This window comes from Kutzneria chonburiensis (assembly GCF_028622115.1).
In the GTDB taxonomy this organism is placed as follows: Bacteria; Actinomycetota; Actinomycetes; order Mycobacteriales; family Pseudonocardiaceae; genus Kutzneria; species Kutzneria chonburiensis.
In genome coordinates this window covers 7,897,127-7,912,721 of the sequence record NZ_CP097263.1, presented here as the reverse complement: position 1 = coordinate 7,912,721, position 15,595 = coordinate 7,897,127, and the positions used below count along the sequence as shown (strand labels likewise).

Here is a 15,595-nt window from a genome sequence, read left to right as displayed (position 1 = left end):
CGCCGCATTATCACCGCACCTGCGCACCTCGCCACCCCCGAAGCTGTGAACGGACCGTTCCAAAACTCGGAGTAGAGGAATGGTCCGTTCCGAACTCAGGTGGGGCGGTGGATGGGGCCGGCGGAGTGGGCGAGGCGGTCGCCGCGGCCGCCCCAACGCAAGGCGATGATCTCCGCGGCGATGGACACCGCGGTCTCCTCCGGGGTCCGCGCGCCGAGGTCGAGACCGATGGGCGAGGACAGGCGCTTGAGCTCGTCGTCGGTCAGCCCGGCCTCGCGCAGCCGGGCCAGCCGGTCATCGTGCGTGCGACGGGAGCCCATCGCGCCGACGTAGGCAACGTCAAGGCGCAGCGCCACTTCCAGCACCGGCACGTCGAACTTCGGGTCGTGGGTGAGCACCGCGATCACCGTACGGTGATCGATCTTGCCGTCCTCGGCCTGCTGCACCAGGTAGCGGTGCGGCCAGTCCACGACGACCTCGTCGGCGTCGGGGAAACGGCCCTTGGTGGCGAACACCGCCCGCGCGTCGCAGACCGTGACGCGATAGCCCAGGTAGGCCCCGAGCCGGACCATGGCGGCGGCGAAGTCGATGGCACCGAAGACCAGCATCCGCGGCGGCGGCTCGAAGGAGTTGACGAACACGGCCATGCCCTCACCCCGGCGCTGGCCGTCGGGGCCGTAGTGGAGCAGTCCGCTGCGGCCACTGGCCAGCATGCCGCGGGCGTCATCGGTGACGGCGTCGTCGATCCGGGCGGAGCCGAGATCGCCGGCGCGACGATCGGCCCACACCACCAGGTGCCGGCCGACCAGCGCCTCGTCCGGATGCTCGACCACGGTCGTGACGGCCACCGGCTCCTCGGCCCGCACCGACGCCACCACGTCGGCCAGCTCGGGGAAACGCTTGCCGTCCACGCGTTCCACGAAGACGTCGAGAATGCCGCCGCAGGTCAGCCCGACCGCGAAGGCGTCGTCGTCGCTGACGCCGTAGCGCTGCAACACCGGCCGTCCGTCGGCGATGACCTGCTGCGCCAGCTCGTACACCGCGCCCTCGACGCAGCCGCCGGACACGCTGCCGGAGACCTGGCCGTCGTCGGCGACGAGCATGGCCGCCCCGGGCTGGCGCGGCGCCGAGCGGAAGGTGGCCACGACCGTGCCCAGCGCGGTCGGCCGACCTTCCTGCCAGTTCTCGTCGACCTTGTCGAGCACGTCACGCACGCCGCACCTCCGTCAGCAGTTCGTCCAGCGTGGCCAGGCTGTGCCCGGCGAGCAGCCGGTCGACGTGCGGCAATGCCGCGCGGATACCGGACTGTACCGGGGCATAGCCCGGACGGCCGACATGCGGGTTCACCCACAGGACGGCATGGGCGAGGCGGCGCAGCCGAGCCAGTTGCTCGCCGAGCAGCGCCGCGTCGCCGCGTTCCCACCCGTCCGAGAAGACCACCGTGACGGCCTGCCGCGCCAGCCCGCGCTGCCCCCAGCGATCAAGAAATACCCGTAGGGTCTCGCCGAGTCGGGTACCACCGGCGAAATCGGGCACGGCGCGGGCCGCCGCCTTGAGCGCCTGGTCCGGATCACGCATGCGCAGCTGTCGACTCACGCGGGTCAGGCGAGTGCCGAGCGTGAAGGCTTCCGTGCTCGGCGGGGAGCGTCGGACGACGGCGTGGGCGAACCGCAGCAGCGCGTCGGCGTACGGGGTCATCGAGCCGGAGATGTCGATCAGCAGCACCAGCCGCCGTGGCCGCAAGCGCTTGCGGCGATAGCGCAGCCGTACCGGCTCGCCGCCGTATCGCAGCAGCTCACGCAGGGTCTCGTCGGGATCGAGCCGGCCGCTGCGGGCCTTTCGGGTCCGAACGCTGCGCCGCAGCGGCGGATCGGTCCGCAGCGTGGCCAGCAACTCACGCAATGCGGCCCCGTCCAACGCCGTGACGTCTCGTCGGCGCAGCACCTCGGTGTCGCTGGCGGCGACCTTCAGCTCCGGCACGTCGGCCTCGCCCTCGCCCGAAACCGGGGCCACCAGCGGGGCGCTGACCGTCGTCCGGCGACGGGCGCGGCCATTGCCCGAAGCACTCGTCGGGACGTTGCCGAACCAGGCGGCGAAGGCCGCGTCGTACGAGGGGATGTCGTCCGGCTCCGCGCACAGGCTCACCCGACCAGCCCAGTAAACCTGGCTCGGCCGAGCCAGATCGACGTGGCTGAGCGCGGCCAGGTATGCCTGCACCCGCACCGGGTCCGCCCGCAGCACCGCGGCGAACCCCGCCAGTCCGGGCAGCGGGTCGTTCATCTTCGAATAATGCGACTCAGGCCAGCAGCGCGTCCAACCCCTTGGCCACCATGCGGTCGGCGTCCTCCCGGTACTTCAGCACCGCGCCAAGCGTGATGGCCGCCGACTCCACGTCGAGAATCGGCCGGTCCAACGCCAGCAGCGCGGACGCCCAGTCCAGCGACTCGGCCACGCCCGGCGGCTTGAGCAGTTCCGCCGCGCGCATCCGGGACACCGCCGTAGCCACCTGAGTGGCCAGCGTCTCGGTCAGCTCGGGCAGCCGCCGGCGCAGGATCGCCACCTCGCGGACCAGGCCCGGGTGCTCGAGCCAGTGGTACAGACAGCGGCGCTTCACGGCGTCGTGCACCTCGCGGGTGCGGTTCGAGGTCAGCACCACCACCGGCGGCTCGGCGGCACGGATCTCCCCCAGCTCCGGGATGCTGACGGCGTGCTCGCTGAGCACCTCCAACAGGAACGCCTCGAACTCGTCGTCGGCCCGGTCGATCTCGTCGACCAGCAGCACGCAGCCCGGCGTCTCCAGGGCCTGCAACAGCGGCCGGGCCAGCAGGAACCGTCGCGTGTAGAGCTCGGCCTCAGCACCGGCCGTACGCCCCTGGGCCTCCAACGCCCGCAGGTGCAGCAGCTGGCGCGGGAAATCCCAGTCGTACAGCGCGCGGGCGGCGTCGATGCCCTCGTGGCACTGGAGCCGGATCAGGGGCGTGCCCAGGGCGTCGGCCAGCGCCTTGGCCAGCGCGGTCTTGCCGGTGCCGGGCTCGCCCTCGCAGAACAGCGGGCGGCGCATGCGCAGCGCCAGGAAGGCCGCGGTGGCCAGGCCCTCGTCGGCCAGGTAACCCGTCCGGTCCAGCGCCGCGGCCAGCTCACCCGGGGTCTCCATGGTGTGCAGGGTAGGCCCATATCGGGGTCGAACCAGGGACGAACCCCGATGGCACGGGGCGGCCGCGCGGCCAGACTTTGTGTCATGACGACGAACAACATCCTCAACGAGGCCGGCGACAAGATGAAGACGTTCCGCCGCAGCCGGGAGAACCGCATGCTGGCCGGCGTGTGCGGCGGGGCCGCCGAGCTGCTCGGCATCGACGCCGCGATCCTGCGGGTCGCCATGGTCGTCGGCACGGTGTTCTTCGCCGGCGCGGGCGTTGTCCTCTACGCGGCGTGCTGGCTGCTCGTGCCCGAGGCGGACAGCGAGTGAGTGGTGGTGAGTGACCCGGGACCGTCGAGGGGTAGATCCCGGGTCACTCATGAGCGGTACTCGGAACTACGCCGCGTCCCGCTTGTCCACTGTGGCCACGACCCGGTTCCGTCCGGTGCGCTTGGCCCGGTACACGGCCGTGTCCGCGGCCAACAACAACCGTTCCATCGTCGTGCCGCTGCTGTAGTGCACGGCGACACCGATCGAACAGGACAGTCCGGCGATCGGCACCCCGTCCTGAGGCGCCATCACGTACAGCGCGCCGACCGTCTTGCGGATCCGTTCGGCCACAACGAGTGCACCGGCCTCGTCGACCCCGGGTAGCAGCACCACGAACTCCTCGCCGCCGAACCGGCCGACGGCGTCGTCCGCGCGCACCTGGTTCTTCACCGCCGTGGCGACCGACTTCAGCACCGCATCGCCGGCCAGGTGCCCGTAGGTGTCGTTGACCCGCTTGAAGTGATCGAGGTCGACCATCAGCACGCCGACCTTCGCACGCCTATCTTGCTTGCTACGAGCCAATTCCTGCGATGCCAGGTGGTGCCAGGTGACGGCGTTGAGCAGACCGGTCTTCACGTCGATGGTCGCCGCCGCCTCCAGCTCCTTGACCAGCACGCTGCGGTGCAGCACGACGATCGGGCAGAACAGCAGCACCGTGAACAGCGGCTGGTAGACCAGGGTCAGCGCGGTCAGCCCGCCGAGGCAGAGCGTGGTCAGCTCCAGCGCGTTGTCGTCCCAGGTGCCGAACAGCTCGGTCAGCGGGGCGTTGCCCCGCTGCCGCAGGTTGATCGACACGGCCAGCAGCAGCGCGTCGACCAGCTCGAAGGTCAGGCCGCCGAGCATGCAGGCCAGCGTGACGCTCCAGCTCCACGTGGGCTGCGACTCGGCCAGCGGCACCCCGGCGACGGTGCTCGCGGCCAGGCAGGCGACGATCGCCGCGCTCGCGCCGAACACCGTGCGGTGCAAGGAGACGTTGCGCAGGTGCTGCCAGATCCGCAGCCACATGTGCGTGTACAGCGCGACGCAGAGCAGCGCGACCAGCTGCGGCGGCAGCATCAGCACCGCCGGGATCAGCCAGATCGACGTCATGTTGATGTGCGTGGAGCCGCTCATCCGGCGGCGGTCGCGTTCGATCCGGCGGGACAGCTCGGCCTGCACCATGCCCAGCGCCAGCAGGACCCCGAACCGCAGCAGGGCGACATCGGTGATCGCGCCGCGGGTGAACGAGGCCAGCGCCGCGACGAGGGCGATCGCCTCGACCAGAACGGCGTAGGCGATCCAGCGGGCCGGCAGCGCCCACAGCGCGAATCCGGCCATGCGGTCTATGAGCCCGTAGCGATCGACCCCTTTCGGAGAGGATCTGGACTGGCTCATACTCGACACGTCGCCCCCTTATTTCGACCGCCTCGTCCAGTGTTCAACCGGCCACGGCAGATTCGCTAGGTTCATCCGGGTGGTTCACAACCGCGATCAGGAGGTTCGCCATGACCGCAACACGAAAGACGCGCGACTAGCTCCTCCGGGTGTCCGCGCCGGATTCCGGTGCGGGCAGCCAGATATCCGGCCGGCTGGTGGTGGCACGTCGCCAGGCCACCGCCACCGGTGCCGCAATGAGCAGCCCGATCAGCCCAAACCAGCCCACCGCATTCGCCGCGCCGACACGGTCAGCGACCAGTCCGGCCACGAATGGGCTCAACCCCTGTGCGGCCATCATTCCCGCATAGGCCAGACCCAACACCTGACCGCGTACCGAATCGTGTACTCCCCGTACAATCGATGCGGTCGTCTGCATGTATGTCGCCGTGCCGAATGCGCCGGCGACGACGAATAGCGCGGCCGAGACGACCAGTCCGGGATGGAGCAGGCACAGCAGCAGCGGCACGCCCGCGGCCACGCACATCAGGGCCAGCCCGCGGGCCTGCGCGGAGCCCGGCACGAACCGCCCGAACACGAACGCGCCGATCACGCTGCCCACCGGGTCGGCCGCCAGCAGCAGGCCGAGCGTGGCGGTGGTGCCGCCGAGCTGGTCGTTGTACGGGCCGGCCAGGCCCTCGTACACGATGAACACGCCGGTCAGCCAACCGATCAGCAGCAGCGAACGCAGGCCGGAATCGTTGCGTAGCAACGAGAATCCGCCGGGCATTGATCGGTGCGCCAGGTTGACCGCGGCCGGCCGGGCCCGCACGCCGGCCCGCAGCAGCAGCGCCGAGACCAGGAACGACAAGGCATCCAGCGACAGCGCCCAGTACGGGCCGATGACGGCCAGCAGCAGACCGCCGCCGGCGAACCCGAGCACCTGGGCCGACTGGTTGGTGATGTTGCGTATCGCCATGCCGGCGAGAAAGTCCTGCTGCGGCAACACATCCGCGTACAAGGCGGCTTCGGCCGCACGGAACGGGGCGTTCAGCAGGGACACCCCGGCGACCAGCACGCACAGCACCGGGAACGGCATGCCGGGCACCGCGACCGGCGCGATCATGGCCGCCCGCAACAGATCCGCGGTCAACAGCACGCGGCGGCGGGGCAGCCGGTCGGCCAGTCCGGACAGGAAGACGCCGCCGACGAAGGACGGCACCAGGGTCAGCGCGAAGGTCAACCCGGTCAGCGCGGCCGAGTGCGTGTTGCCGTAGACCAGCACGACCAGGGCCACCCGGGCCAGCTGGTCGCCGACCATGGACAGCCCGCCGGCGGCCCAGATCGCCCTGAACTCGGCGACCGCGAAGGCCGCCCCGAACCGTCCCGCCATACGCACCGCCCCCACCGTCCGTGCTGGCACGGTAGCGAGTAGTGAGCGGAACGGGTGGTGGTCGCGGGCTTTTCACCCGCGTCGCCTAACGCGGGCGGCCCGGCACCCCCGGCCGGGTCTGCCACGGGTGCGGGCCGGCCAATGGCCGGTACTCCACGCCGATCGCGTCCAGCCTGGGCAGATGCTCCTCGGTCAGCCGGCGGGTGAAGTCGGCCAGGTCGCGCCTGCTCCGTTCGGTCCAGACCACCTCGGCGAACGCCGACAGCCGCGGGAAGGCCGCGTAGTCGACCCGGCGCGGCGAGTCCAGGTGCTCGGTCCACACGTTGGCCTGCCCGCCCAGCACCCGCTTGACCGCGTCGCCGGTCAGATCGGCCGGGATCGGGTCGTACTCGTACACATCGGACACCGTGTGGACCATGCCGACCGGGATCGGCTCGTCGCGGCGGTCGGACTCGCGGTGGTCCAGGTACACCTTCTGCTCCGGGCACATCACCACGTCGAAGCCGGCATGGGCGGCGTCGACACCGGCCCGCTCACCCCGCCACGACGCGATCACCGCACCGCCCGGCAGCGGGCCGACCTCGGCGATCTCGTCCCAGCCCATGGCTCGACGGCCATGCGTGCCAAGGTGTTCCGCGATCTGGCGGATGAACCAGCCGTGCAGCTCGGGGATCGTCTTGAGGCCACGCCGGTCGGCCTGCTCCTGGGTCCACTGCACGGTCGGCACCTCGTCGCCGCCGACGCAGATGATCTCCGACGGGAACACCTCGACCAGCTCGTCGAACACGTGCCGGTAGAAGTCCACAGTGGAGTCATCGGTGTTGAGCACGTTCTCGTTGACGCCCCACAGCGGCCACACCGGCAGCGGGTAGTCCAGGTTGCCCAGCTCCGGATAGGCGGCAATCGCCGACTGGCTGTGGCCGGGAATGTCGATCTCCGGCACCACGACCACGTGCCGGCGGGCCGCGTAGGCGACGATCTCGCGCAGGTCGTCCTGGGTGTAGAAGCCGCCGTGCGGCCGGCCGTCGGTCGTGTCGTCGGTGCGGACGCCGACCCGCGATCCCTCACGCCAGCCTCCGATCTCGGTCAGCTTCGGGTAGCGCTTGACCTCGAACCGCCAGCCCTGGTCGTCGGTCAGGTGCAGGTGCAGGCGGTTCATCTTGTGCGCGGCCAGCAGGTCGATGAACCGCAGCACGCCGTCCTTGGGCATGAAGTGCCTTGCCACGTCGAGCAAAGCGCCCCGCCAGGCGAAGCGGGGCCGGTCCTCGACCACGCCGCACGGCAGCGACCACTGCGTGTTGCCGATGGGCGCACGGCGAAACGCCTCCGGCCCCAGCAGCTGCCGCAAGGTCTGCGCCGCGTGGAAGGCCGCTTCCTCATCCTGGGCCTCGACCAGCACGCCGTCCGGGAACACGCGGATCAGGTGGCCGTTGAGCCACGGCACGATACGGAACCGGATCGTCGGGTCCGCCGCCGGCCGCAGCGGCAGGCCCGTCGCCGCCACCAGCACCTCGCGCAGCCAGGTCACCGCGGCCGGATCACCGTCCAGTGTGGTGTTCACGTCCAGCGGCAGCCTGCCGCCGGTGGCGTCCACTCGCGACGGTCGGGGCAGCAGGGTTTCGAATCCGCGCACGGACCGGATCCTAGGCAACGTCCTATGTCTAGACCAGTGATTCCGAAATCAACTCGATCCACTTGGCCACGGCATCGGCTTCGACCGGGTAATCCCAGCCACCGGGCCGCACCGCGCTGCCGACGTGGAACCACCGAACACCGTCGGCCCGCAGCCCGGGCACGTGCTCGGCCTGCAAACCACCGCCGGCCATCACGGTCACGCCGTCGGTCTCCTGCCGAGCGGCCAGCTCGCGCAGCACCGGCAGGCCGTCGGCCACGCCCTTGCCGCTGCCCGCGGCGAGCACCGTGTCGGCGCCGAGCGCCACCACGTCCGACCACGCGGCGAGCGGTTCGGCCGAGTTGTCCAGCGCACGGTGGAACGTGAACTTGCAGCCGTCGAGCTCGTCGATCACGGCCCGGCAGGTGTCGATGTCGATCGAACCGGCCTCGGTGAGCCAGCCGAGCACGAACTCGGTGACGCCGACGTCCCGCAGCGCGATGGCCTCGGCCCGGAGCTGGTCGAGCGACCACGGCGCGAAGCCGGCGTCGTCACGCAGCATGGCCCGCACCGGCAGGTCGGTGGCGGCGAGCACCCGGCGGGCGGTGGCCACCGCCGGGGTCAGCCCGTCCGCGGCCATGTCGCTGACCAGCTCGAGCCGGTGCGCCCCGCCCTCCTGGGCGGCGTGCGCGTCCCGGGCGTCGAGCGCGATGACTTCAAGCAACAGCTCCGACATGGTCTAGACCATAGGGCCAATGGGGCCGTGATCACCACCACCGATCAGGCAAGATCGCGACGCTCGAGAAAATTTTCTCAACCGGTGTATCTCCCGGCTCAAGACCCACTCCTGTCCTCATGTCCGGCCGGTTCACCCACGCCATGGGGAACGGGACGGATGGACCAGGCGTCCCACAGGCGCCGGTCGGGGGTGGCAGGACCGCCATGGGGGTGGCGGTTCCGCCAGGTCGGTACACGCGCGACAGGCGTCGGCCCACGGGGTGCCGACCGACCCGGTGTCGAGGGGGCATCGGTTCGGTCGTCGGCGGGCGGGCGGCGGTCAGCGTGAAGGACCCTTCACGTCAGCGGGGGTGTGAAGGGTTCACGGGCCGGAGGCGACTACGCCGGCGTCGGACGGGGAGACCCGACGCCGGGCCGCCAAGTCGCTTCCGGCCCTTTCGCGCGCCCATCGGGCGACGCTCGTCTGCCTTGTTGATCACACCGTGGTGTGTATCTAGTCCGTTCGTGCGATCCCTTGTTAAATCGTTGCGCTGTTCGAGGCGACTCGGCGGCACAATGAGCACGCATGGTGAACCGGGAGGGGCCGGGCCACCGTGTTGCTCCACGACAGGACGCGGTCGCACGGGGGACACGGCGCGGCGGCGTCACCGGGGAACACCAGAGGGGACGATCCATGAGCACCTTGGACGACAAGTCGACCAGCACTCCGGACGCTCTCGACCCCATCACGGTCGACGAGGTCGAGCAGGCCCTGACCGCCGGGCGGAACGGCGGCGAGACCACCGACGACGGCGGCATCCCGCACGCCGAGACCAAGCCGGCCGGGGCGGTCGCGCTGGCCGACGGCGGCGACCCGGACGGCGGCATCCCGCACGCGGAGACCAAGCCGCAGGGCGGCGTCGCGCACCCCAACGGCGGCATTCCGCACGCCGAGACCACCAAGGCGGGCGGCGGCGTCGCGCACCCCAACGGCGGCATCCCGCACGCCGAGGTCGTCCGCCCGTGAGGGCCGGCGCTGGTGGCGGGCAGCCCTCGCCACCAGCGCGAATACGTCGTTACCAATTCGTGAGTATCTGACTGCGAGTTCGCTGCTCCTCCTTGTGTCGGGACCCGTCCGGGGGTTCCCGCTCGAGTGAATGGGGCGGCGGTGGCAGCACACGGAAACACGCCGGGGGGCGTGGCCGTCATCGAGCACGATTGGCCCATCTGGGTGTGGAGAACTACACCGGGTAGGGCAGGATGCAGGCACGGGGTGCGTCCCCGTGGTGGGGGGACCGGGGCGCGCCGACGTACCTCAGACCCGGAGGTGCATCGAATGGCCGTTGACACGTGGGACGGGCTGACCGGCCACGACCCGTGGGAGGGGCTGACCGGTCACGACCGACACGCGGCGTGTCTGGTGGCGGCCAGAGGCGGCAACCGCAAGGCGCTCGACGTGCTGGTCGCCGACCTCACGCCGCTGGTCTGGCACGTCACCCGCAGCCAGGGGCTGGACAAGGTGCACGCGGAGGACGTCGTGCAGACCGTCTGGCTGGCCCTGCTGCGCCACCTCGACCGGCTGCAACAGCCCAAGGCGCTGGCCGCGTGGCTGATCGTGACGGCCCGGCGCGAGGCGCAGCGGGCCAAGACGACCGGCTTCGACCGGGAGACGCCGGTGGCGGCCGAGGACCTGGTCGACATTCCGGCCCAGGTGGACGGGCCCGAGCAGCACGCGCTGCGGGACGACCGGGACCGACGGCTGTGGGCCGCGTTCAAGCAGCTCACCGACCGCTGCCAGAAACTGCTGACGCTGACCGTGCTGTCCGGCCGGGCCCAGTACGACGCGGTCGCGGAGGCGCTGGAGATGCCCCGCGGCAGCATCGGCCCGACCCGCGGCCGCTGTCTGACGTCGCTGCGCGAGCTCCTCGACGCGGAAGGGGGCCCGCGATGAGCAACGACCGGAACGAGTTCGACGGCGTGGACATGGACAACCTCACCGAGCAGGACCTGCTCCTGCTGGCCGAGCTCGACGTGCTGTTCGACAAGGTCGACCCGGTGCCGGCCGACCTGGTCGAACGCGTGCAGTTCGCGATCGCGTTGGAGGACCTCGACGTCGAGGTCGCGCGCTGGGAGCGCGCCGAGGAGCTGGCCGGCGTCCGGGGCGCCGGCCCGAACACCGTGACCTTCACCGTGGAAGACCTGACCATCATGGTCAGCTTCGCTCCGGCCGGTGCCGGGTACCGGTTCGACGGCTGGCTGGTACCCGGGGGGCCGCACACCGTCGAGGTCCGGGTGGCCGGGCATTCGTCCACCACCGCCGAGGCCGACGAGGGCGGCCGGTTCGCGGTGGACGACGTGCCCAAGGGCACCACGCAGCTGGTGGTGCACCTGAACAACGGGACCGGTTCCAGGCCGCGGACGATCGTGACGCCGACACTGATGCTGTAGGCGACTCGATCTTTCCCCGGACGGTGGACACCACACCTTCGGCGGGGTGTGCTGGTATGTACAAGTGCCTCCGTCGTCCACTGCCGCTGCCGCGCGCCCACGCGCCGCGGCGGCCGTGTTGGACCGGGCGGCCAAACTGCATGCCGGCGCGCACCGCACCGCGCTGTCCCAGCAGTACGCCGAGGCGTCCCGGCTGCTCCGCCGGGCGCTGAAGCTGCTGGACCGGGTGCCGGCCGCCGACCAGGAACAACAGCGGCTGCGGGTCCGGGTGCTCAGCTCGCTCGCGCACACCGACGCCGAGGCGTACGGGCTGCGCGAGGGCATGCCGTCGCTGCAACAGGCCGGCCGGCTGGTGTCGTCGATGCCGGCCGGGACCCAGCGGATGACGCTGGAGGGCCTGATCGAGCGGCAGCGCGGCAACCTGCTGTGGCGCGCCGGTCGGCTGCCCGAAGCCCTTGTCGTGCTGGACAAGGCCGTCGTCGCCACGGACAAGGCGTTGGCCTCCGGCGCGCCCGTTGAGAACGGATTGATCAGCGCGCTGACCGCCCGTGCCCTGGTCAACAGCGCCATGGGCAACCCGCTCTCGGCCGGGGTCGACCTGCGCCGCTGCCTCTGGCTCGGGCACACCTATCACTCGCCGCTGACGTTGGCCATCACCACCAACAACCTCGGCGAGATGCACTACCGCATGGGCGACGCCCCGACGGCACTGCGGTACTACGAGGAAGCCGAACGGCTGATGTCGCGCGTCGCGCCGACCGCCGTGCCGAAGGTGCGGTCCGATCGGGCACAGGTGCTGCTGTATGCCGGGCTGGCCGAGGAGGCCGCCAACGCGCTGGACGAGTCCTTCGGCAGCCTGCGTGAGCAGGGCGGCAACCGCGACCTTGCCGAAGCCGAGACGTTGCGGGCCGCCGCGGCCGTGATGGAGGGCGACTTCGCCACCGCGCGGTCCTTCGCCCAGTTGGCCCGGCGGCGCTACCTGCGTCAGGAACGGCCGGCCATGGCCTGGCTGGCGTCGTTGACCGGGCTGCACGCCGCCGCCGGCGCGGCCATGAGGGCTCCTCGCAAGCCGTCAAAGGCGTTGGTACGTCAGGCTTTGGAGCTGTCCGAGGGTCTCAGCGGGGTGGCCCAGACCGACGAGTCCGCGGTGGCCAAGCTGCTCGCCGTGCGTCTCCAGCTGCGCCGTGGCGAGGTGTCCGACGCCGCCCGGCTGCTGTCCGAGGTGCCCGCGCCGCGCCGCTTCACGTCCATCGACCACCGGATGCTGCGCCGGTTGGCCCGGGCCGAGGTCGCCGTGGCCACCGGGGACCGTCGGACCGCGTTCAGCCAGGCCCGGGCCGGTTTCACCGAGCTCGGGCGGACCCGTGACCGGATGGGTGGGTTGGAGCTGGTGAGCGGCACCGCCGTGCACGGGCGGGAGCTCGGCGTGCTGGCCGTTCGGCTCGTCTTGGACGGCAACCGATCCACCGCCGACGCGCGCCGGCTGTTCGACTGGTTGGAGCGGACCCGGGCCCAGGTGTACCGCTACGAGCCGCAGCCCTCGATCGACGATCCCGAGCTGGCCGACCGGATCACCGAGATCCGGGGTCTGACCCGGGCCATGCAGCTGGCCAAGGCCGAGGGACGGCGGGTGCGGGAAATGGCCGCCCGGCACGCCGCTTTGCAGCAGGAGGTCACCCGGCTCGGCTGGCAGACCACCGTGTGGGGCCGGCCGCGCCCCGTCGCCGACCTGGCCGAGGTCGGCAAGCGCCTCGAAGACCGTGCCATGATCAGCTTCGCCGCCGTCGACGACACCTTGGTCGCCGTCGTCATCGTCGACGGCCGGCCGCGCCTGGTCCGTCTCGGCAGCGTCGCCGATGCCCGGCAGGCCGCCAAGATGCTGCACGCCGACCTCGACGCTCTGGCCCCCGACCACCTGCCGTCCGCTTTGGTCGAGGTCGTCTCCGCCTCCGCCCGGCGCCGGGCCCAGTTCCTCGACGACCAGCTGTTGCGGCCGTTGTCCTCGATCATCGGTGACCGGGAGCTCGTCGTCGTGCCGACCGGTCCCCTCTACCCCATCGCTTGGGGCGCTTTGCCTTCCTTGCGTGGTCGGCCCGTCGTCGTCGCCCCGTCCGCCACCGCTTGGCTCGCCGCTTCCGCCGACCAGCAACTCCCCGGCACCGGCCGTTCCGTTCTGGTCGGCGGCCCCGACCTCCCCGCCGCCGTCGGTGAGGTCGCCCAGCTCACCCGTTATCTGCCCGGTGCCCAGGTGCTCGAGGGTCCTCGTGCCACCGTCGAGACCGTGTTGGAGGCCCTCGACGGCGCCCAGCTGGCGCACATCGCCGCCCATGGCATGCATGAGCCCGGCAACGCCCTCTTCTCCCGTCTGGACCTGGTCGACGGCGGCCTTTTCGCCCACGAGACCGCTCGTCTCCAGCGCCCACCCGAGCAGGTCGTCCTCGCCGCCTGCGAGCTCGCCATGACCCGCATCCGCCCCGGCGACGAGGCCCTCGGCTTCGCCGGCGCTTTGTTGGCCACCGGCGTCCGCACCGTCACCGCCGCCGTCTCCCGCGTCGGCGACCAGACCGCCGCCGAGAGCATGGCCTTCTACCACCGCCGCGTCGCCGAGGGCGCCCGCCCCGCCGTCGCCTTGGCCGACGCCACCGCCGTAGATCCCTTGCGCCGCCCCTTCATCTGCCTCGGCGCCAGCAACTAGCCCCCGCGAGTCCCGCCCACAGTCACACCGAACTGCATGAAACTTGTTCATGCAGTTCGGTGTGACGCTAAGCGGGACTCGCGGAAAGGGCCGGCTCCGCGGTGCGGAGCCGGCCCTTGGCCTTGCTAGCGACTGACCTCTAACTCAGAAGTCCATGCCGCCGGCGTCCGGGGCGCCGGCCGGGGCCGGGTTCTTCTCCGGCTTGTCGGCGACGACAGCCTCGGTGGTGAGGAACAGCGCGGCGATCGACGCGGCGTTCTGGAGCGCGGAACGGGTCACCTTGGCCGGGTCGATGATGCCCGCGGCGACCAGGTCCTTGTACTCGCCGGTCGCGGCGTCGAGGCCCTCGCCGGCCTTGAGGCCCTTGACCTTCTCCACCACGACGCCACCCTCGAGGCCGGCGTTGACGGCGATCTGCTTCAGGGGCGCCTCGACGGCGACCTTGACGATGTTCGCGCCAGTGGCCTCGTCACCCGAGAGGGTGAGACCGGCGAACGCGGCCTCGGCGGCCTGCAGCAGGGCGACGCCACCACCGGCGACGATGCCCTCCTCGACGGCGGCCTTGGCGTTGCGCACCGCGTCCTCGATGCGGTGCTTGCGCTCCTTGAGCTCCACCTCGGTGGCGGCGCCGGCCTTGATGACGGCAACGCCGCCGGCCAGCTTGGCCAGGCGCTCCTGGAGCTTCTCGCGGTCGTAGTCCGAGTCGGACTTCTCGATCTCCGCGCGGATCTGCTTGACGCGGCCCTGGATCTGCTCGGCGTCGCCGGCGCCCTCGACGATCGTGGTCTCGTCCTTGGTCACCACGACCTTGCGCGCCTTGCCCAGCAGGGTCAGGTCGGCGTTCTCCAGCTTCAGGCCCACGTCCTCGGAGATGACCTGGCCACCGGTGAGGGTGGCGATGTCCTGGAGGATGGCCTTGCGGCGGTCGCCGAAGCCCGGGGCCTTGACGGCGACGGACTTGAAGGTGCCGCGGATCTTGTTGACCACCAGGGTCGCCAGGGCCTCGCCCTCGACGTCCTCGGAGATGATCAGCAGCGGCTTGCCGGCCTGGATGACCTTCTCCAGCAGCGGCAGCAGGTCCTTGACGGACGCGATCTTGGAGCCGAACAGCAGGATGTACGGGTCCTCGAGGACCGCTTCCTGACGCTCGGCGTCGGTCACGAAGTAACCGGAGATGTAGCCCTTGTCGAAGCGCATGCCCTCGGTGAGCTCCAGCTCGAGCCCGAGGGTGTTGCTCTCCTCGACGGTGATGACGCCTTCCTTGCCGACCTTGTCCATCGCCTCGGCGATGAGCTCGCCGATGGTGGAGTCGGCGGCGGAGATGGACGCGGTAGCAGCGATCTGCTCCTTCGTCTCGATCTCCTTGGCGGTCTTCAGCAGCTGCTCGGCGACGGCCTCGACGGCCTTCTCGATGCCGCGCTTGAGACCGAGCGGGTTCGCGCCGGCGGCGACGTTGCGCAGACCCTCGCGCACCAGCGCCTGGGCCAGCACGGTGGCGGTGGTGGTGCCGTCACCCGCGACGTCGTCGGTCTTCTTGGCGACCTCCTTGACGAGCTCGGCCCCGATCTTCTCCCACGGGTCCTCGAGCTCGATCTCCTTGGCGATGGAGACACCATCGTTGGTGATGGTGGGGGCGCCCCACTTCTTCTCCAGCACGACGTTGCGACCCTTGGGGCCGAGCGTCACCTTGACGGCGTCAGCGAGGGTGTTCATCCCGCGCTCGAGACCGCGGCGGGCGTCCTCGTCGAACGCGATCATCTTGGCCATTGCGGTGTGGTCCTCCGGATTATGGATGACACGGTGCTCGGCCAGGCTCGGTGCCCGCGACGGACGACCCACCGGGGTGGGCCTCACCGTCCCGACCTAACGTGTTGGCACTCGTAGGGTGCGAGTGCTAGTTCGTGTTTA

Annotated in this window: 13 protein-coding genes; 5 read left to right on the top strand and 8 right to left on the bottom strand. The window is 70.9% G+C overall.

The window, feature by feature from the left end:
- Nucleotides 1-95: 95 nt before the first annotated feature.
- The 3 genes from M3Q35_RS36620 to M3Q35_RS36610 are packed head-to-tail and all read right to left on the bottom strand — an operon-like array spanning nt 96 to nt 3,154.
- Entirely contained in the window at nt 96-1,214 is a 1,119-nt protein-coding gene (locus M3Q35_RS36620) for an XdhC family protein (RefSeq protein ID WP_273937119.1), read from the bottom strand.
- A complete protein-coding gene (locus M3Q35_RS36615; RefSeq protein WP_273937118.1) occupies nt 1,207-2,280 on the bottom strand; it encodes a vWA domain-containing protein in 1,074 nt (357 codons plus the stop codon). The genes M3Q35_RS36620 and M3Q35_RS36615 overlap by 8 nt, the downstream gene beginning before the upstream one ends.
- 16 nt (nt 2,281-2,296) lie before the next feature.
- Nucleotides 2,297-3,154, bottom strand: a complete 858-nt coding sequence (locus M3Q35_RS36610) for an AAA family ATPase (protein WP_273937117.1) — start codon at nt 3,152-3,154, stop codon at nt 2,297-2,299.
- Between the two features lie 84 nt (nt 3,155-3,238).
- On the opposite strand from M3Q35_RS36610, the gene M3Q35_RS36605 reads away from it, so the two are divergent.
- Nucleotides 3,239-3,469, top strand: coding sequence for a PspC domain-containing protein (locus M3Q35_RS36605; RefSeq protein ID WP_273937116.1), 231 nt, complete (start codon nt 3,239-3,241; stop codon nt 3,467-3,469).
- Between the two features lie 66 nt (nt 3,470-3,535).
- Here the strand turns inward: M3Q35_RS36605 and M3Q35_RS36600 are convergent, their stop codons facing one another.
- The 4 genes from M3Q35_RS36600 to M3Q35_RS36585 all read right to left on the bottom strand — a co-directional run bounded on the left by M3Q35_RS36600 (nt 3,536) and on the right by M3Q35_RS36585 (nt 8,563).
- Nucleotides 3,536-4,786 (bottom strand): GGDEF domain-containing protein, encoded by a 1,251-nt coding sequence (locus M3Q35_RS36600; protein WP_273937115.1) that lies wholly within the window; start codon nt 4,784-4,786, stop codon nt 3,536-3,538.
- Nucleotides 4,787-4,979: 193 nt separating this feature from the next.
- Nucleotides 4,980-6,215, bottom strand: a complete 1,236-nt coding sequence (locus M3Q35_RS36595; RefSeq protein ID WP_273944616.1) for an MFS transporter — start codon at nt 6,213-6,215, stop codon at nt 4,980-4,982.
- Between the two features lie 85 nt (nt 6,216-6,300).
- Nucleotides 6,301-7,848 carry a beta-N-acetylhexosaminidase gene (locus tag M3Q35_RS36590; RefSeq protein WP_273937114.1) on the bottom strand — a complete coding sequence of 516 codons (1,548 nt, stop codon included), beginning with the start codon at nt 7,846-7,848 and terminating at the stop codon, nt 6,301-6,303.
- A gap of 28 nt (nt 7,849-7,876) precedes the next feature.
- A complete protein-coding gene (locus tag M3Q35_RS36585) occupies nt 7,877-8,563 on the bottom strand; it encodes a copper homeostasis protein CutC (protein WP_273937113.1) in 687 nt (228 codons plus the stop codon).
- 675 nt (nt 8,564-9,238) lie between these two features.
- Between M3Q35_RS36585 and M3Q35_RS36580 the strand changes: the two genes are divergently transcribed.
- From M3Q35_RS36580 to M3Q35_RS36565, 4 genes are all read left to right on the top strand, one after another.
- Complete coding sequence (locus tag M3Q35_RS36580; protein WP_273937112.1) at nt 9,239-9,571, top strand: hypothetical protein; 333 nt, start codon at nt 9,239-9,241, stop codon at nt 9,569-9,571.
- Between the two features lie 309 nt (nt 9,572-9,880).
- Nucleotides 9,881-10,495 carry an RNA polymerase sigma factor gene (locus M3Q35_RS36575; protein WP_273937111.1) on the top strand — a complete coding sequence of 205 codons (615 nt, stop codon included), beginning with the start codon at nt 9,881-9,883 and terminating at the stop codon, nt 10,493-10,495.
- 32 nt (nt 10,496-10,527) lie between these two features.
- On the top strand, nt 10,528-10,992 hold the full coding sequence (locus tag M3Q35_RS36570; RefSeq protein WP_273944615.1) for a carboxypeptidase regulatory-like domain-containing protein: 465 nt from the start codon (nt 10,528-10,530) through the stop codon (nt 10,990-10,992).
- A gap of 64 nt (nt 10,993-11,056) precedes the next feature.
- Nucleotides 11,057-13,687 carry a CHAT domain-containing protein gene (locus tag M3Q35_RS36565; RefSeq protein ID WP_273937109.1) on the top strand — a complete coding sequence of 877 codons (2,631 nt, stop codon included), beginning with the start codon at nt 11,057-11,059 and terminating at the stop codon, nt 13,685-13,687.
- A 144-nt stretch (nt 13,688-13,831) separates the two neighbouring features.
- On the opposite strand, the gene groL is transcribed toward M3Q35_RS36565, so the two are convergent.
- Nucleotides 13,832-15,454 carry a chaperonin GroEL gene (groL, locus tag M3Q35_RS36560; RefSeq protein ID WP_273937108.1) on the bottom strand — a complete coding sequence of 541 codons (1,623 nt, stop codon included), beginning with the start codon at nt 15,452-15,454 and terminating at the stop codon, nt 13,832-13,834.
- Nucleotides 15,455-15,595: the final 141 nt, after the last annotated feature.